The sequence below is a fragment of the Balneola vulgaris DSM 17893 genome (assembly GCF_000375465.1).
In the GTDB taxonomy this organism is placed as follows: domain Bacteria; phylum Bacteroidota; class Rhodothermia; order Balneolales; family Balneolaceae; genus Balneola; species Balneola vulgaris.
Genome location: NZ_AQXH01000001.1, coordinates 1,178,799 through 1,197,338, shown reverse-complemented (window position 1 = coordinate 1,197,338; position 18,540 = coordinate 1,178,799). Strand labels below are relative to the sequence as shown.

At 39.7% G+C, this 18,540-nt stretch carries 19 protein-coding genes; 8 read left to right on the top strand and 11 right to left on the bottom strand.

Annotation, left to right across the window (positions count from 1 at the left end):
* Positions 1–7: 7 nt before the first annotated feature.
* From B155_RS0105165 to B155_RS0105140, 6 genes are all read left to right on the top strand, one after another.
* Entirely contained in the window at positions 8–553 is a 546-nt protein-coding gene (locus B155_RS0105165) for a hypothetical protein (RefSeq protein WP_018127182.1), read from the top strand.
* A 67-nt stretch (positions 554–620) separates the two neighbouring features.
* Complete coding sequence (secD, locus tag B155_RS0105160) at positions 621–2,498, top strand: protein translocase subunit SecD (RefSeq protein WP_240386248.1); 1,878 nt, start codon at positions 621–623, stop codon at positions 2,496–2,498.
* 36 nt (positions 2,499–2,534) lie between these two features.
* On the top strand, positions 2,535–3,443 hold the full coding sequence (gene secF / locus B155_RS0105155; protein ID WP_018127180.1) for a protein translocase subunit SecF: 909 nt from the start codon (positions 2,535–2,537) through the stop codon (positions 3,441–3,443).
* Between the two features lie 21 nt (positions 3,444–3,464).
* A complete protein-coding gene (locus B155_RS0105150; RefSeq protein WP_018127179.1) occupies positions 3,465–3,809 on the top strand; it encodes an STAS domain-containing protein in 345 nt (114 codons plus the stop codon).
* 78 nt (positions 3,810–3,887) lie between these two features.
* Positions 3,888–5,162: an adenylosuccinate synthase gene (locus B155_RS0105145; protein ID WP_018127178.1), complete on the top strand. Its 1,275-nt coding sequence runs from the start codon at positions 3,888–3,890 to the stop codon at positions 5,160–5,162.
* 158 nt (positions 5,163–5,320) lie between these two features.
* Positions 5,321–6,934, top strand: a complete 1,614-nt coding sequence (locus tag B155_RS0105140) for a M14 family metallopeptidase (protein WP_169331275.1) — start codon at positions 5,321–5,323, stop codon at positions 6,932–6,934.
* A gap of 48 nt (positions 6,935–6,982) precedes the next feature.
* Here the strand turns inward: B155_RS0105140 and B155_RS0105135 are convergent, their stop codons facing one another.
* The 6 genes from B155_RS0105135 to B155_RS0105110 form a co-directional block, all read right to left on the bottom strand.
* The gene (locus B155_RS0105135) at positions 6,983–7,411 is read right to left on the bottom strand and encodes a VOC family protein (protein WP_018127176.1); all 429 of its coding nucleotides are present in this window, start codon (positions 7,409–7,411) and stop codon (positions 6,983–6,985) included.
* A gap of 16 nt (positions 7,412–7,427) precedes the next feature.
* Positions 7,428–7,772: a VOC family protein gene (locus tag B155_RS0105130; protein ID WP_018127175.1), complete on the bottom strand. Its 345-nt coding sequence runs from the start codon at positions 7,770–7,772 to the stop codon at positions 7,428–7,430.
* 2 nt (positions 7,773–7,774) lie between these two features.
* A complete protein-coding gene (locus tag B155_RS0105125; RefSeq protein ID WP_018127174.1) occupies positions 7,775–8,314 on the bottom strand; it encodes a DUF4199 domain-containing protein in 540 nt (179 codons plus the stop codon).
* Between the two features lie 115 nt (positions 8,315–8,429).
* Positions 8,430–8,846 carry a response regulator transcription factor gene (locus B155_RS0105120; protein WP_018127173.1) on the bottom strand — a complete coding sequence of 139 codons (417 nt, stop codon included), beginning with the start codon at positions 8,844–8,846 and terminating at the stop codon, positions 8,430–8,432.
* Positions 8,847–8,919: 73 nt separating this feature from the next.
* A complete protein-coding gene (locus B155_RS0105115; protein WP_018127172.1) occupies positions 8,920–10,020 on the bottom strand; it encodes an aminopeptidase in 1,101 nt (366 codons plus the stop codon).
* Between the two features lie 99 nt (positions 10,021–10,119).
* Positions 10,120–10,734 (bottom strand): ABC transporter ATP-binding protein, encoded by a 615-nt coding sequence (locus B155_RS0105110; protein ID WP_018127171.1) that lies wholly within the window; start codon positions 10,732–10,734, stop codon positions 10,120–10,122.
* 107 nt (positions 10,735–10,841) lie between these two features.
* Between B155_RS0105110 and B155_RS0105105 the strand changes: the two genes are divergently transcribed.
* Positions 10,842–12,737, top strand: coding sequence for a hypothetical protein (locus B155_RS0105105; protein ID WP_018127170.1), 1,896 nt, complete (start codon positions 10,842–10,844; stop codon positions 12,735–12,737).
* A gap of 7 nt (positions 12,738–12,744) precedes the next feature.
* Positions 12,745–14,295 (top strand): acyl-CoA carboxylase subunit beta, encoded by a 1,551-nt coding sequence (locus B155_RS0105100; RefSeq protein ID WP_018127169.1) that lies wholly within the window; start codon positions 12,745–12,747, stop codon positions 14,293–14,295.
* Positions 14,296–14,369: 74 nt separating this feature from the next.
* Here B155_RS0105100 and B155_RS0105095 read toward each other — a convergent pair whose 3' ends face one another.
* From B155_RS0105095 to B155_RS0105075, 5 genes are all read right to left on the bottom strand, one after another.
* Entirely contained in the window at positions 14,370–15,206 is an 837-nt protein-coding gene (locus B155_RS0105095; protein ID WP_240386247.1) for a purine-nucleoside phosphorylase, read from the bottom strand.
* Positions 15,151–15,960 carry an MBL fold metallo-hydrolase gene (locus B155_RS0105090; protein WP_018127167.1) on the bottom strand — a complete coding sequence of 270 codons (810 nt, stop codon included), beginning with the start codon at positions 15,958–15,960 and terminating at the stop codon, positions 15,151–15,153. Before B155_RS0105090 ends, B155_RS0105095 begins: the two co-directional genes overlap by 56 nt.
* Before the next feature lie 26 nt (positions 15,961–15,986).
* Complete coding sequence (locus B155_RS0105085) at positions 15,987–16,973, bottom strand: PhoH family protein (RefSeq protein ID WP_040368054.1); 987 nt, start codon at positions 16,971–16,973, stop codon at positions 15,987–15,989.
* A gap of 65 nt (positions 16,974–17,038) precedes the next feature.
* Entirely contained in the window at positions 17,039–17,707 is a 669-nt protein-coding gene (gene rpe, locus B155_RS0105080) for a ribulose-phosphate 3-epimerase (protein ID WP_018127165.1), read from the bottom strand.
* Entirely contained in the window at positions 17,707–18,531 is an 825-nt protein-coding gene (locus B155_RS0105075) for a PASTA domain-containing protein (RefSeq protein WP_018127164.1), read from the bottom strand. Before B155_RS0105075 ends, rpe begins: the two co-directional genes overlap by 1 nt.
* Between the last annotated feature and the right edge of the window lie 9 nt (positions 18,532–18,540).

The following is an 18,540-nucleotide window of genomic DNA, read 5'->3' as shown; positions in this document are numbered from 1 at the left end:
ATGCTCTGTGAAATCATTCAGAATCCATATTACTCAAGTATATACCATAGCAATTCTGCTATTAAGTATATCTCTTCACCTCGTTGAGCCTATTCAGCAGAAGGAGATGCATAATGTATTTACTTCATGGCTAGATGCTAAGGTTATTAGCGAGCAGAATAGTGACGTAAAAAGATTAATTGGTGACCTAAGTTCTGATACTTCAGAGCTCGAAGAAGTAATTCGTAAAGCATCTGAGATTATTTCTGAAAACCCAGATGATTTTGAATTTCCACTCTCGGATGATTCACATTCTGATATCTTTGATGTACTTATCAAAGAATGGGAAGACTATCAGAATTCAAACGCAGGCATGGGTAAGGCCGTATTGTTGGAGCCAGCCAAAACTGGAGCTATTCAGCAATCAGAGGCTAAAAACCTATCTAAGTCTGTTAAAACGGTAGCCGCTTCATGCTTAAATAACTTAGTTAAAGTTGAAGCAGGATGGGAAACATTTACCTCTACCACTTCCCAAACTCCTCATCTCTCAGGGGTAGCTATAAACGCACCCTAGGTTTAATAAACCATTGTAAGCCAATCATTTTCAGGCTTTAATACTTCAAAAGTTTTTTTAAAAAAAGTTGAGTGCTCGCCTGGCGAACACACTCATTCCATTAATATTCAACACTTATAATCTTACAACCATGCAAGGAAACGGATTAAAAATCGGTCTCATAGCTGCTTTTTTAGCAATGACGCTTTGGTACCTATTTCCAACCATCCAGTACAATCTGGAGCAAAAACAAATTAGCGAGTTATCTCCATCTGATAGTCTTCAGTATGTAGATGAAAACCGCGAAAAATTAGCCAGTATAAAAGAACGTACTCTAAACTTAGGTCTTGACCTCCAAGGTGGAATGTACGTTATGCTAGAAGTGGGAACTCCACAGTTGATTCTAGAATTAGCGGGCGAAAATTTAGATGAAAATCTAGAGCAAGTAGTAGCTACAGCGCGTGAGCGTGCTTTAGAAAACGACACTGATTTCATCGATGAAATGCAGGCTGAGTTTGAAGCTACTGCTGAAGGTGCTCGTTTAAGCAGATATTTCAGAAACGATGCTGCTGACATCACTCGCCGCTCTACAAACCAAGAAATTGTGACTTTCCTAAAAGCACAAAGAACGGAAGCTTTAGACAGAGCTATCGAAATTATCCGTACTCGTGTGGATAGATTCGGTGTAACGGAGCCTTCTATCATCAAACAGGGAACCGACCGTATTGTAGTTGAGCTTCCTGGTGTAGACGACAAACAGCGTGTTAGAAACCTTCTGAAGGGAACTGCTCGCCTTGAATTTAGAGTGGCGGCAAATGCCAACGAGTTTAGCTCATTCATTCAGCAGGTATACAACTACTTCGATGAGAAAGCCGCTGGAGATGAAGGTGATAGCTTAAATACTATTCAGCCTAATGCACTTCTTGAAGTTCTTAGCCCTGGTCAAAGTCCTTATGTTCTTGGGTACGCAGCCGAGCAAGACACTGCAGAAGTAAACGCATTACTAGCAGACGAAAACATCCAGCGCATGATGCCTCGTAACACTACTGTGTTATGGAGTGCAAACTCACTTCCATTTGGAGTGAATGGTGAAGAAGTATTCTCGCTATACGGTGTTAAAGAAGATGTTGAGTTAACAGGTGAAGTTATTGAAGAAGCTACGGTTCAATTCGACCCAGCTACAAACATCCCTGAAGTTTCAATGACTATGAACGCTGAAGGCGCTAGAGATTGGGCTCGTATTACAGGTGCTAATATCAATAAGCCGGTAGCTATCGTACTCGACGGTTATGTATATACCTTCCCTAATGTAATTAGTAAAATTAGCAACGGTCGTTCTTCTATTACGGGCGTTGAAAATGTTGGCGAAGCCGATGACTTAGTGAACATTCTACTTTCTGGTGCATTACCTGCTCCACTTGAGATTGTTGAAGAGCGTACGGTTGGGGCTTCTCTTGGACAAGCTTCTATTGATGCGAGTTTAAATTCTGTACTTATCGGTTTAGGAATCGTTGCCATCTTTATGATTGTATACTACCGAACAGGTGGTGCAGTAGCAGATTTAGCACTACTACTAAACATTATATTTATTCTTGGAATTTTAGCTGGTTTCAAAGCAACACTTACACTGCCTGGTATGGCGGGTATCGTGTTAACCATAGGTATGGCCGTGGATGCCAATGTTCTGATCTTTGATCGTATTCGTGAAGAGCAAAGAACGGGTAAAACTATCAAAGCAGCTATTTCAGCAGGTTACTCTAACGCAATGAGTGCCATTATTGATGCCAACATCACTACTGGATTTGTTGCTTTAGTACTATTGAGTTTTGGTGTTGGACCGATTAAAGGTTTCGCAGTAACTCTATTAGCAGGTATCTGTTGTTCGCTATTTAGTGCGATCATTATCACACGTGTTGTGATTGATTACCTGACTCGTGCTAAGTCTGATTCAGTAAACTTTGGATAATCCACACAAAAATTTTAAGAGAAAAAGGAAAACATTATGAGATGGTTTGAAACACCAAATTTTGATTTCGTTTCAAAACGAAAAGTGGCCTATGTGATCTCTGGTATTCTATTGGTTTTATCCATTGCTACCATTTTCACGAAAGGTCTTCAGTATGGCATCGACTTTAAAGGCGGTAAGGAATTCGTTTTAAAGTTTGAGCAACCTGTAAATGTATCGGAACTAAGAAGTGCCTTAACCGATCCTCTAGGATCAAGCCCAGAAGTAAAGCTTTTTGGTTCTGAAACTGAGATTCTAGTTCGTACCGATAATGAAAGTGCAATCAACGATGTAGAAAACATCATCACTTCAACGGTAAGCCAAACGTACCCATCAAACAGCGCATTTGTTGAGAAATCGGACAGTGTAGGTCCAAGAGTAGCCGAAGATTTAAAATCTGGTGGACTTCAGTCTATCATTTACTCTATGGCTATTATCTTCGTTTATATTCTGATTCGTTTTAGAAGATGGACATTCTCTGCTGGGGCCGTTGCCGCATTATTCCATGATGTAATTATTACTTTAGGTATTTTTACATTGATGAATGATTGGGTAAACTTTAGCTTATTGATTGATCAAAATATTATCGCAGCATTCTTAACCATTGTTGGTTATTCATTGAATGATACTGTGGTTGTATTTGACCGTATTCGTGAGAATAGCATTGTTCATAAAGGCATGGAATACATCCCTATGGTGAACAAAAGTTTGAACGATACATTAAGCCGAACAGTAATCACTTCAATTACGACCTTGTTTGTGGTTGTTGTGCTGTTTATTTTCGGCGGTGAAGTGTTAAAAGGATTTTCTTTTGCACTATTAATTGGTATTGTGTTAGGTACGTACAGTTCGCTGTTTGTAGCTAGTGCTTTGGTGGTTGAACTGGAAGCCAAAACCAAAAAATAAAAAGTTTAAAATAGAGTAGTTATGAGCTTTAATACATCAGAACGCTACAATAGCGTAGTTATCGAATTTAAGGGTAACGTAATGGGTGGACCCGATGCGGTTAGCCTGAACGAAAAACTTCATGAGCTAATTGACGCAGGGAAAAACAATATTGTAGTAGACCTTGGTAAAGTAAAGTTCATGAACTCTTCGGGTCTAGGTATGCTAATTGGCGGCCTAACCACTATGCGCAAAGCTGGTGGAGACCTTCGCATTGCTAACGCAACCGATAAAATTGAAAGTTTGTTAATCGTGACGAAATTGATCACGGTGTTCAAACACTACAAATCGGTTGAAGAAGCGGCAGAATCTTTCAACGAAGGATAGTTGAAAACTGTATTCAAATAGAACTCAAAAGGGGTGTAGATTACTACACCCCTTTTTTATTGCAAATCATTTTTAAATATGTCAGTTAGAGTAGTTATTGGAGCCCAGTGGGGTGATGAAGGTAAAGGTAAGATCGTTGATCTTTTGAGCGATAAGGCCGAATACGTAGTTCGGTACCAAGGAGGGGCAAATGCAGGGCATACCCTTAAGTTCGATGATAAAACGGTTGTACTTCACCTTATTCCATCAGGTATATTCAACGGAGATGCCCATTGTGTAATAGGCAACGGTGTTGTTATTGATCCAATAGCATTAGTAAAAGAAATTGAAGGCGTGAAGGAAATGGGCTTCCAACTTGAAGGTCGATTTCACATCAGTCAAACAGCTCATGTTATTCTACCTTACCATAAATTGCTCGACCAACTCAAGGAAAAGCGTAGAGCAGGCAACGCAATTGGTACAACAGGCCGTGGTATTGGTCCGGCTTATGTAAGTAAAGTATCACGCGTAGGCATTAGAATGGTAGACCTTCTAGATAAAGAAGTGCTTAAATCTAAGATTGAACAGAATATTGCTGATATCAACTTTGCATTAGAGAACTTATACAAAGAGCCTACACTTTCAGCAGATGATTTAATGGCTGAACTTGATGACTCAATCAATACACTCTCTCCATTTATTTGTAACACCACAAATATGTTACATGAAGGACTTGAAGCTAATAAGTCGATTCTATTGGAAGGAGCACAAGGTAGTTTACTTGATGTAGATCATGGTACCTATCCTTATGTAACTTCTTCGTCACCAACATCGGGTGGTGCTTGTACTGGATCTGGAGTGCCTCCAACGGCGCTTACCCATGTGATGGGAATCACTAAAGCGTATTGTACTCGCGTAGGTAATGGTCCATTTCCAACCGAGCTTCACGACGATATGGGTGAAGAGCTTCGTAAAAAAGGGCATGAGTTTGGTGCTACCACAGGTCGCCCACGTAGATGTGGTTGGTTAGATTTAGTAGCATTGAAATATGCATGCAGAATCAATGGTATCAATGAACTTACCCTCACAAAAATGGATGTGATGGATGGTTTCGATGAAATCCAAGTGTGCACGAGCTATATAATTGACGGCAAGGAAACCAAAGTATTTCCACTTTCCTTGACTGAAATTGAAAAAATTGAGCCCGTATATACTGCACTTCCAGGTTGGGATAAAGATATCTCTGGGATGACGAAATGGGATGAACTTCCAGAAGCAGCTAAATCTTACATTAATTATGTAGAAGAATATTTAGGTGTGAAATTCACAATCATTTCAACGGGCCCAAAAAGAACTGAAACTATCATCAGATAGTGTTCGGCTTCTAAATATTTTCAAACCGCCTTTCTATCTAGAATGGCGGTTTTTTTATGGCTTTGAATCAAGCTGTAATAACACGAAAAAATTGCATTCGAAATATGGTTGAATGCATGGTTTTGCCTATTATCTACTTCAATAAAATTTCAGGATTTATGAAAAGAACATTTCTACTACTTACTCTATTAACGATATCAAATGTGGCTTGGGCACAATGGGATCAAGCACTCATAACCACACCAGAAAAAACGAATTACCAAGCTACATCTACTTATGCGGATGTGATGGCTTTTATAAACACCATCCAAAGTAAAAGTGACTTAGTTCATTTAGAGTATATGGGTACGAGTTTAGAAGGCAAAGATATTCCTGTAGTGGTTCTCGCAAACCCAGCAGTTAGCAGTGTACAGGAAGCAAAGGAATCAGGTAAAGCCATCGTATACTTTCAAGGCAATATCCACTCGGGTGAAGTAGAAGGCAAAGAAGTACTTCAGATCTTAATGAGAGAAATTCTTTTAGGGGATAAAAAGTATTTATTAGATAATCAGATTATTGTTTTCGCTCCTATCTACAATTCCGATTCAAATGATAAGATGAAGCAAGGTCGTCGTCCTTCACAAGAAGACAGCCCAGTGGAAGTTGGTTTACGACCAAATAGTCAAGGTTGGGATTTAAACCGTGATGGTATTAAAATGGATGCCATCGAAACCGCAGCCTTGATGGAGAATGTGATTTTAAAGTGGGATCCAGAGGTATTTGTGGATCTACATACAACGAATGGTACATGGCATGGCTATTCACTTACGTGGGCGCCAAGTTATCATTATGCAGGTGAGAAAGCGCCTTACGACTTAACTTGGAATGAATTACTTCCAGAGGTTACACGAAAGGTAAAAGAGAAATATGGTATCTACTTAGGACCTTACGGTGGGTATAGCCTACGTCAAGGATGGCCGCCAAAAGCGATTTATACATATAATCACCACCCACGATATCTTGTAAATCAGATGGGACTTAGAAATAAGATTGGGATTCTAAGTGAAGCATTTGCTCATGAGCGTTTCTATCAGCGTATAAACTCTACCAAGGCTTTTGTTGAAGAAATTCTTGAGTACACCAATAAGAATGGTGATAAGATTATGGCAACGAATGCAGCGGCTGAAAAAGCAGCAATTGAGAATGTGTTGGAAAATGCTGGTGAAGTGAAGAAAGGGGTTCGCTATAAAATGATTCCAACGGATGAGAATTTTACGTTGAGAACATACAACTACATTCCATATAAAGACGATGAAGGCCGTGAGCGATATGTTCGATCAGGCGAGATTATCGATGTACCTAATGTTCAAAACTACAGCAAGTTTGAAGCTACAGTTGAAGCAACACTACCAAGAGCATATATCATCCCAAAAGAGATGAAGCATATTGTAGACCACCTAGAAAAGCAGGGTGTAATTGTTGAAGAACTCGGTAGAAGAAAGAAATATAGCGGTGAAGTTTTCACAGTAACCAACTTTACGCAAAACGAACGTGCGTTTGAGAAGCATAATATGGTTCAAATAGAAGGTGATTTTAAATCTGCTTCAAAGCGCTACGGTAAAGGAGATTACTATGTGGATATGGCCCAGCCATTAACTAATCTCATATTCTATATGTTAGAACCACAGTCGGATGATGGCTTAGTTACATGGAATTTCTTCGATGAATATTTTAAATCGAATGGGGTAGACAGCAAGCCAGTTGAATATCCAATATTTAAAGTATTGAAATAAATGGGAAGAGAGATGTAGCTCCAGCGAAGGAGCTACATCAACTCCACTTTAATTCATTTGGTTGAGAGCGTCGTCGGTACTCAGCTTTTCATACTCTTCATCGTTAGGCTCCCAAAGTTCGATTTTATATCCATTTGGGTCCATAATCCAACCAAATTTTCCATATTCAAAGGATTCCATTTCACCGATTACCTCAACGCCTTCCTCCTTTAAGGTTTTCAGTAAACTTTCTAAATCTTCCACTCTATAATTTATCATAGCATCTTTAGTGCTAGGATTAGTGTACTCGGTATCACTTTTAAAAATACTCCAAGCGGTATAGCCATTTTGAGAAGGGTTATTTGATTTCTTCCATTGGAAGGTGCCACCCCATTGTCCCGATTTAATGCCAAGGTGTTTCTTATACCATTCGCTTGTTGCTTTAGGGTCGTCGGCTTTTAGAAATACGCCGCCAATGCCTTTTACTCGATTCTTCATTGTAGTGCTTTATAAATTAAAATTGATCAAATAGAATTTGGTTGCCGTCTGGATCTGCAATGCAAAAATGACAAGGACCTTCTTTTTCTTGAATACTCTCTGACTCCATTAAAAAAGGAATGTCTTTATTCTTTAAATCTTTATAGATACTTCTTGCATCCTGTGGGTTAAAGGTGATGATGTTTTCTTCAAACATGTCTTGGAATAAACCAATTTTGGTGCTCCCATTCTGCATGATCAACCATTTATCTGAAATGGACCCAGCTCCGTTAACGGCTTTAAATCCTAATTTTTCATAAAACGACACAGAGGCTTTGATGTCTTTTACAGCTAATGAAAGTGAGTGTGAACGAATATCCATAATTATGAGCTTTCAGTGTTTAAGAAGGAGGTGTTTTTTAATAAGGCAGCACTAAGTAAACTGATGAGTAAGGCAACGGGTAGTATTTCAGAATAAGTAATGAGAATTCTAAAAAACACATTGGAATACATTTCTTTATAGTATTCGTTTTTCTCCATTTGTTCAGTTAATTTAGCTTCACTTGCGCCATTTTCTTTCATCTGTTCCATTACACTGCTCTGGTAATTTTCGATGAAAGCATCACTGCCTGATGTCTGCATATATACTTCCCAGTTCGCAACATAAACCGTAGACGCTACAATCGAGATATATAGACCTAGTAAGAAGGCGGTTTTAAATTTAATGACCCCACCCAGTTTTTTGTCGCGATACTGTTTAACTGCCACAAAAATAATTGAAAGCGAAAGTATCATGATCAGATACCCGAAAATCTCATTATTCAAATGAGAGAAGGCATCTCCTAAGCCCACAAATATAAATGCGGCTAAACCAATGTTGAGGCCTCCAGCAATTAAGCCATAAATCAGAGCGTATTTTTTCATAGTAACAAAGAGTGAGTTGAGTTTTGATGTGCCTCAAGCTTAAGCAATAAACAGAAACATGGAATCACCCGAAAGTATGAATGTAGTAGTTTGGTACTTTTGGATGAGGTTTGGTTTAAGAAATGATATTCAATTCTTTCGCTTTCATGATTGCTTCTGTTCTGCGCTTCACCTCTAACTTCTCATATACATTAGAGAGATGTGTTTTTACAGTATGAATGGAAAGAAATAAAGATTCGGCAATCTGTTGGTTGGATTTACCGGTCGCTGCTTCTTGAAGTACTTCGAGTTCACGATCACTAAGCTGAAGATGTGCAATGGCGGCATGATTGATTTCATGACTGTTGGTGGGGAGTGAAGGGGTGGTAAGTTTTCTGCCCAGCCAAACACCAAATATTAGAAACCCGATAGCTACAATAGTCACGAATATTTCGGTTGAAGCATCTTTAATGAGTAATTGATACTCAATAGCTTTTAAAGCAAAAGCGAGCAGAGCCAACGAGAGTGCATAAATAGCAACGGTTTTCTTCATGCTCGAATATAGTAGAATTCAAAAAAAATGCGGAACTGAATTAGCCCCGCATTAAAATCATAGCTTTAACAGCTTATCGAAGGTTTTCGGGGTTTAACCCTTTCAAGTCATCAACAACAAACTCACGTCCTTTTCTGATGAGCTCACCGTCGAGATACACATCGGCACCTATGCACACTAAGTCCCAGTGGATGTTACTTGAATTGCCATTGGGTGCAATTTCGTAATCCTTACCAAGGGTTAAGTGGTTAGACCCATATATCTTCTCATCAAAAAGGATGTCGTACATAGGACTTTCAATAACTGGATTCGTACCAAAACTGAATTCACCAAACCTGCGAGCTCCTTTATCGGTATCAAGGATGTCTTTTAGCGCATCATTGTTTGAAGAGTCGAAATCTACAACAACTCCGTTTTCAACCACTAGCTTCACAAACTCAAATGGCTTGCCTTGATATACAGATGGAGCATATGTGATATGACCATTTACAGAATCAAGAATAGGGGAAGTGAATATTTCACCGTCAGGGATGTTATGAGCTCCATAGCAAGGCACCCAATTCTGACCCTTCACCGAGAATTGAATATCCGTTCCTTCACCTTTTAAGTGAATAATATCTGTTTTTCTAAGGCGAGCCTCGAGTGGCTCCATCGCTTTTTTGAGTTTGGCATAATCTACCAAACAAGCGTCATAATAAAATTCGGTGAACTCACGAGTTGGTAATTTTGCATTCATAGCAAATGCAGGAGAAGGATAACGCATAATACACCACTTGGTGTTATTTACACGTTCTTCAAAGTGTACTGGGTGTAAGAAATGTTCACTATAGGCTTTGTTCGCGTCTTTAGTAGCCTGCGAGTTTTCATAAATATTTTCTGAGGCACGAATACCAATGAATACATCCATCTGTTTCATGAGAGGAAGTTGATCAACGCTTGCCTGATTCTTCCAAAAATTCTCATCCCCATTCTCAATGAGTAATCGTTGGGTTTCAGTGTCTTCAATTTGAACAAAAGGATGTGCTCCATGCTCTCTTATTTGTTCTACTAATGCTCTCAGCAAATTTATACCATTCAGCCCAATTAGTTGGACCATGACGTTTTCATCTTTCTGTAATTGAGTGCTATGCTCAAGGATTAGCGTGGCTAATTTTTGGTCGTTTTGTGAAATCACGGTATGGTATTTATAAGTTCAAAATGGAGGTGAAACATACTTAGAACTAAAGGCAAAGTCACCCATTCCCTAATTCTCAGCCATAGATTTTAAAGATGATTAGGATAGGGATATGACTTGATTACATAAAGCCATTTCAGTGGCATCGTTCGAGGCAATGATCACTAGAGTATCATTCTGCACTTCTGATTGAACCAAATCGGCAACCAGCTGATGTCCATCTTTGTCTAAGTTCGAGCCGGGTTCATCTAATAACAATATTGAAGGTTCTTTTACTAGAGAGGCGGCCAATTTAACACGTTGCCGTTGCCCTGTAGATAAAGTCTTGAAGAGCTTGTTTTGAAGTTCTAGAATATGAGTTCGGCTTAATAGCTCTTGAATAGAATCGTGAGTTCGTAAAGGATTACTCAGGTTGGCTAAAAACTCAATATTCTCAAAAACGGTGAGTTCATCATACAAGTTTAAGTAAGGAGCTGCATAACCTAACTGCTTTATCACTTCAGATTGATCAAGTTCTTCACCTTGATCAACCCAGCGTATTGCTCCATCAGTAGGTTTTAAAAGCTTAGCTAAACATTTTAGTAAAGTTGATTTACCACTGCCATTGGCCCCTGAAATACCTAATATTCCTTGGCTATGTGAAAAGCTGAGTGCTTTTAGGACTGTTTTTCCTGTATACTTTTTAGATAAATTTTCGACTTCTAGGCTAATCATATCAGAAGGTAGAAAGTATAAAGCAAAAATATACTATCAGAGTAAGATTCGTGTTGTAATGCCAGCCCTAAGGCATTATTTTCGTATTCTAAACTTCATCGGATTACATGCAAAAGGTCATTGACCAAATTACGGATCATCTGGTTGGGTTAATAAAGAACGATCAACCCTCGTATACTCCTAAAGAGTTATTGAAGGCCGGAATACCCCTATATATAGTGGAGCGAATACGTCTCACACTAGAAGATCGTATTGCCGATGATTTACGAAAACCAGACTCTAAATGGTTCTCATTTGAAAATGAATTGGTACAGCATTCCTGGGATGATTTTGTAATCTCTGCAACCAGTAGTTCTACCGTACCCCATGATCAATTATATAATGTGCTGCATCATGTAATTGGTGAAATCATATCAGTCTTTTTAGAGCCACGAAAAAAAATGGCGTCTTATCTTTTTCGAGAAGACCGAGTTTTAGATGTTGAAGAAGCTACAAAGCGAAGTGCTCGACTTACAATTTATAAGCACTTTGGGAAAGCGCTGCCTTTATATATGCAGAAGAAAGGCTTGCAGGAAATTAGCATTGAGCGTTGCGAACAACTCATCAAGAATTTAGATGAGCGATTAGTGGCTAACTATACAGCAGAAGATTGGGCTCAGAAACTAGAGTTATTATTTACTTTATTTGGGGGGAAAGTAGAGCCCTATCTGCTCAGAATCTTTTTCGAGGATAAAGGCCTTTATAAAGCAGCTGAAGCTTTTTCTCATATTGACGTGCCACTTACAAAAAGCACCTTTATAGAAATTTTGTCTTCTAAAGACTTGGTAGATTTAACCGGCTCTGCTCCTAAGAAAAGTACATCCGAATCTTCTTCAGTTCCAAAAACATCAAAGCCTGCTAAGAAGTCTGCGGCGAAAAGCTCAAAAGCGAAGGGAAAGAAAGAGGAAGTAGAAGAAGAGCGCCCCATGAATTTGGCTGATATTTATGCGACGGAAGCAGGTATTAGTGATGACGAAATGAATGATATCCTAAGCGATATTGCGTTAGGGGGAGTGATTGAAGTAGATAATATTGAACAAGCTGAATCACTCAATGCATTGTTCGAATCTACGGAGTCAGAAACAGAATCTGAGGAAGTTGAGTCTACGGAATCGGGTGTTCAAAATGAGGAGATGAAGGAATTCCGAGATAACCTCACGTTGATACTCGATCAAGCAAAGCATTCATTCGAGAATGTAGTTAATGATTCATCCGAAGAAGAAGATGAAGAAGGGATTGATGTTTCGGTTACTGATGATGACATTTTTGGGGATGAGGAAAAGCTATTTGATCCTGCTCAGGTTGAGACTGCTCCGGATAATGAAGTTGAAGAGGATAAGTCTGCAGAAATAGAGGAAGAGTCGAAAACGGGGGGCGAAGGGGAAGAAAAACCAATGTGGGCTCAGTTCTTAAACGAAGATCAGATGGCCGTATTGATGGGCAAGCGATCAGGTGCAGAAGAAGAAGAAAGTGGCGAGAGCAACGGAAAAGATAAAGCCGAAACACCAGAAGTAAAGGAAGAAAAGGAAAAGCCTAAGCCTGCTAAGAAAACGACAGCAACAAAAAAGGATAAGCCTGCTACAAAAGCACCGAAAAAAGTTGCTAAAAAGGAAGTTGTTGAAGAGGAGGATGAAGGCTTATTAGTTGAGGATGAAGACGATGAGTTATTTATGGATCCATCGGATTCAATTTTAGATAGATTCGCCGAATCTCGTTCTTCCTATGTATCTTTACCCGATTTCTTAGAACCGAGGTTCAAGGAATGGAAAAAAGAAATTTTTAAGGGGTCGAAATCTAAGCTCGAAAAAGCCTTAAACCAACTAGAAGAAATGAACACATGGGATGAAGCGAGTGCGTTTCTCCAAAATGATGTGTTTGAAAAAAATAGTGTAGATATGTTTTCAGAAATAGCGATCGACTTTACAGATCGCTTACATACCTACTTTAAAGAGTACAAATCTTAACATAACTATGGAAAAAAACGACAAAATTAAACGTTTAGAAAAACTACGCGAAGAAGCTTTACAAGGTGGAGGAAAGGCGCGCATTGAAAAACAGCATGAGAAAGGAAAGCTGAGTGCACGTGAGCGCATTGATCTACTTTTAGATAAAGGTTCATTTGAAGAAATTGATGCTTTCGTAACTCATAGAAGTACCGCTTTTGGGCTAGATAAGCAGAAGTTCTTAGGTGACGGCGTAGTAACTGGTTATGGTAAGATTCACGGCAAACCAGTGTACGTTTTTAGTCAAGATTTCACCGTGTTTGGTGGTTCACTATCCGAAACACACGCAGAAAAAATCTGCAAGATTATGGATTTGGCTATAAAGAATGGCGTGCCTGTAATTGGCTTGAACGACTCGGGTGGAGCACGTATTCAAGAAGGTGTTTCTTCTTTAGGGGGCTATGCAGAAGTATTCTGGAGAAATAGTATGGCTTCAGGTGTGGTGCCTCAGATTTCAGCAATTATGGGGCCATGTGCAGGTGGAGCGGTTTATTCGCCAGCACTTACCGATTTCATTTTTATGGTTGAAAATACAAGCTACATGTTTGTAACCGGACCAAATGTTGTAAAGACGGTTACTCATGAAGAAGTGACTTCCGAAGAGTTAGGTGGAGCGATGACTCATAACTCTAAATCAGGTGTAGCGCACTTTGCTACTCCTAATGATGCAGTTTGTTTGCAAGATATCAGAACTTTGATGTCGTATGTGCCTCAAAACTGTGAGGAAAAAGTGCCAATGATTGAGTCGAAAGAACCTGACTCTGCAAAAGCTAAAGCTCTTGAAAATATCGTGCCTTTGAATCCTAACAAGCCTTATGATATTAAGGATGTAATTGAAGGTGTAGTAGATAAAGAGTCGTTTTTTGAAGTACACAAAGAGTATGCAGAAAATATTGTGGTAGGCTTTGCTCGTTTGGGTGGCCGTAGTGTAGGTATTGTAGCTAATCAGCCGCTATCGATGGCAGGGGTGTTAGATATTCGCTCTTCTAAAAAAGGAGCGCGTTTCGTTCGTTTCTGTGATGCATTCAATATTCCTCTTGTGGTATTTGAAGATGTGCCAGGCTTCTTACCAGGTACAGACCAAGAGTGGGGCGGAATCATCAAAGATGGTGCTAAGCTATTATATGCTTTCTGTGAAGCTACTGTACCTAAGATGACGGTTATCACTAGAAAAGCTTACGGTGGTGCTTATGACGTAATGAACTCAAAGCATATCCGTGCCGATTACAACGTAGCTTGGCCAACAGCTGAAATCGCAGTGATGGGTTCTAAAGGTGCTGTAGAAATTATCTTTAGAAAGGAAATTGCTAATGCTGACGATCCTGAAGCGAAGCAGAAAGAATTAGAAGCACAATATGCAGAAGAATTCGCACATCCATACCGTGCCGCAGCTCGTGGATTTATCGACAATGTGATTCTTCCATCAGAAACACGTGAGAAGCTTATAAAAGCTTTAGAAATTGCTGAGCACAAAGTAGATACAGTGCCAAAGAAAAAGCATGATAACTTACCGCTGTAATAAAGTTGCTGTAAGTAGATATTTAAAGCCTGAATTATTCTATAGTTCAGGCTTTTTTTATAGTTGAGAGGAGCTTAAAAAGCTTGAATGAGGCCTTTAACTAATTGGGCGAATTCATTCTTTTTCATCTCAGCGGCTTCTTTAACTTCCGCATGATCGAGCTTCTGGTCGGTTACACCAGCCGCGGCATTGGTTATGAGCGAAATTGCAGCCGATTTTACGCCTAGTCGAGCGGCTTCCATAAGTTCAGGAACCGTACTCATACCAACTGCATCGCCACCCATTATTCTAAAAGCCTTGATCTCCGCTTTAGTCTCGTAATTAGGCCCCTTAACATATAAGTAGGTACCTCGTTTGGTATTTACCCCCACGGATGTGGCTATATTTTGAACTTGATCAGCAATTGGGTTGAGATCTAAACTCCATAACCCTTTCGATGGGGCTGCTTTTAGATCAAAATTTTGGCGAATGATATCTTCAATAACCATTAAATCGCCTACTCTAAAATCTAGATTGATTCCACCGGCAGCATTTGACACAATCAATTTTTCTGAATCGAATGCCTTTGCTAAATGCACAGGTATTACTGTAGTTGAAAAATCATAGCCTTCATAAAAGTGGAATCGGCCCGAAAAAGCGAGCGTCTTTTTCCCATCTACATGTCCACATATAAGTGCTCCAGAATGCCCTTGAACGGTCGATTGAGGGAAGTTTGGGATGTGACCATAGGGAATAGTAATAGCGTCCTCTATCTGGCTTCCAAAGTCGCCTAAGCCAGACCCGAGAATGACAGTAGCATCAAGCTTTTCTGGAAAACCCTGATCTAGTAAAAAGTCCCTAATTTCTAATATATACTCAGGAAGCGCCATTGCCTTCGACTGCTTCTGTGATGTATCCAGTTCTGTCGTCATATCCCGTTAGTTTTATGATAGGCGTGCTATCATCATGATACCCTAATATTGTATATCCTTCATCGAAAGCAAGTTTAGCTAATCGTTCTCGTTGCTTCTGACTTTCTTTCGGATCAAAATCATATTTAGCGGCAAACTTTCTATTCACCTGCCCACGTGTAGCGATGACATCTCCAGCCATCATAAATTTATAAGCCCCATCATTATATAACAATACTTGATGAAATTCTGTATGTCCACCAATTTTTTCAACCTTTAATTCTGCATATGGCTGATCTTCTTGTTCTAGAAAATGGAGGTCAGCTTTTGCATCGATGAAAGATATGAATTCAGTTTTTTCTTCATCATACCACACCTTTTTACTCATCACCTTTTCCCATCCTTTCTTGGAGACCCAAATTTTAGCGTCAGGAAAGGTTAGCTCCCAGTATCCATTCTCTTTATGGGCGAGTCCACCGATATGGTCATAATGTAGGTGGCTACATACAACATCGGTTATATCGAATTCAGTGAGGTCGAATCGTTCTAAGTTTTCACGAATGAAATGAGGTCCAGTATCTTCACCAAATTCGCCAATGCCACAATCAAAAAGATAATTGCGTTCTTCATTGGCAATTAAAAAGGGATTGAGCGAAATTTTAAGCGCTCCTTTAGCAGGCTTGTCCTCTCGGGATATGCGATTAAATTTTTTATCGAGCCCTACGGAGAATGTGCCCTCATATAGTGCGGCACAAATCGTGTTAGTTTTAGTCATGGAATGGATTACAGAAGTATGTTGGGTTACTTCGTCTCTTCAAATTTTTCGTATGCTTTAATGATGTCTTTCACCAATTTATGACGCACTACATCTTCTTCACTTAAATACACAAAGTCGATACCATCTACATCTTTAAGAATATTTTGAACTGTGATAAGTCCAGATTCTTGTTTTCGAGGTAAGTCAGTTTGTGTAACGTCACCGGTAATAATGGCTCTACTGTTGAAGCCAATACGAGTTAAAAACATCTTCATCTGTGCATTCGTTGCATTCTGCGCTTCATCCAGAATTACGAAAGCATTATTCAATGTACGCCCACGCATATAAGCCAATGGAGCAATCTCAATGATGTTCTTTGTTAAGTATAGTTCAAGTTTATCTGGCTCTATCATGTCCTCTAAGGCATCGTATAGCGGGCGTAGATAAGGGTCAATTTTCTCTTTTAAGTCGCCAGGAAGAAATCCTAAACTTTCACCCGCTTCCACAGCTGGCCGAGCTAAGATAATCTTTTTAACACGTCGCTCTTTTAAGGCTTTTACCGCAAGGGCAACCGATGTATAGGTTTTACCTGTTCCAGCTGGACCAACAGAGAATAAAATATCATTTTGATTGGAAGCAGTGATGATACGCTTCTGGCCTGGAGTCTTGGCGTAGATAGCTTCACCATCATGGGTATAGATGATGATTTCGCCATCCCCTACGTTCATTGGGCGGGGTTCACGAGCTCTTTGTTCTCCACTTTTTAGGGTGATAAGAGTTTTGACTTCATTTTCTGAAATGGAACCTTTGCGAACAGCCACCTCAATCATCCCTTCAATAATCTTTTGTACTAGGGCTACTTGCCTACTAGGCCCTGTAACTTTTACACGGTCGCCACGAGCATTAATTCGAGTTTCAGGAAATGCCTTATCTAAAACTTGGATATTCTTATCGTGTAAACCGAATAGTGAAATTGGGTCGGTTTCGGAAATATTGATGACTTGCTCTAAAAGCGTGCGTTCGTCTTCGATAGCGATATTAAATTGAATTCAAAATTACGGCCTAAAGATACGCAAATAATGGCGAAAGAGATACCTTACTGTAGCTTGTCTGTAAGTTCTTTAACTCGAGCGGTGATATCCTCAGCACTGAATACACTACTTCCAGCAACTAAAATATCTGCACCAGCTTCAGCAACTGCTTCAATGTTTTTTAAGCTTACCCCACCATCTATTTCAATCAGGAAACTATGGTCGCCCGCTTCTCTTAGATCAGCCAACTCGCGGAGCTTGTCATAGCTACTTTCGATGAAGCTTTGGCCACCGAAGCCTGGATTTACGCTCATGATGAGTACAAGATCAACATACTCTAGGATAGGCTCTATGTTGTACAAAGAAGTGGCGGGGTTTACTACTACACCGGCCATTGCGCCGTGTTTCTTTATGTTCTGAATTGAGCGATGTAAGTGTGGACAAGCTTCATAATGCACAGAAATTAAATCGGCCCCTGCATTGATGTAATCTTCCACATACTTGTCTGGATCTTCAATCATTAAGTGAACATCCATAAAAGCTTCGGGAGCGGATTTTTTTGCTGCTTTTACAATACTTGGACCATAGCTAATGTTTGGTACAAAGTGCCCGTCCATAATATCACAATGGATCCAAGTAACACCTCCTTCAATACAGTCATTAATGTCTTTACCGAGTTGAGTGAAATCGGCGGCTAAAATTGAAGGTGCTAGAATCGGTAGTTGGAAATCCATTACTTATTATTGGGTATAATTGGTTTTTTACTTTTGTTTCCAGTTGAATCGATGTTAACGACTCCACCTTCCACTTGCTCAATGGCGTCAAAACGTTCTGAGATTACAAGGTCTAAGCTTTCGCCTTCTATGATTTCAGTAACTTTCGGGGTAAAATCTAATACGGTATTCGGCACTACTTCTTTTGATGGTCTAAATAGAATCTCGCCGATGTTAAGACCTGCTTCTCTAAGCTTTAACTGTGCTTGTGGAAGTCGTAATCCTATGATTTCTGGTATCTGAACAATCTTATCACCAAGGCCATCACTCACCACTAAGTCTACTAATGTACCCTTGGACACGGTAGTCCCTTCAGGGATTGATTGACGGAGTACAGAGTTTTTAAACCTAGATGATTCATAGCTCACAGAACCTACATCTAAGCCATAATTTTGTAGCTGAATCTTAGCATTACGGAATGAAAGACTCGTTACGTTAGGTACAATAACCTGTGGTTTTACCTCAGTGTTTACTGTGAGATAGATTTTACGATTGGGCTTAACAATGGTGGTTGCAGCAGGCTGTTGGTCGATTACATAGTTCGCTGGAAAGGCAGAATTAGCTCGGCGATCAGCCACTTCATATCGAAGTCCAATATTAGTGAGTTTAACCTCTGCTTCCTCTAAAGAAACACGTGTTAAATCAGGTACAGTAACCCCTTCATAATAATTGGTGTAGGATGGCATGATCACTTTATCGAGTAACAATAAAGAGCAGGCCCCAAATAGGATTACACCTAGAATGGTGAGGTAGAATTTTTTACTTGTCAGAATTCGCTTGAGCATACTCGAAAA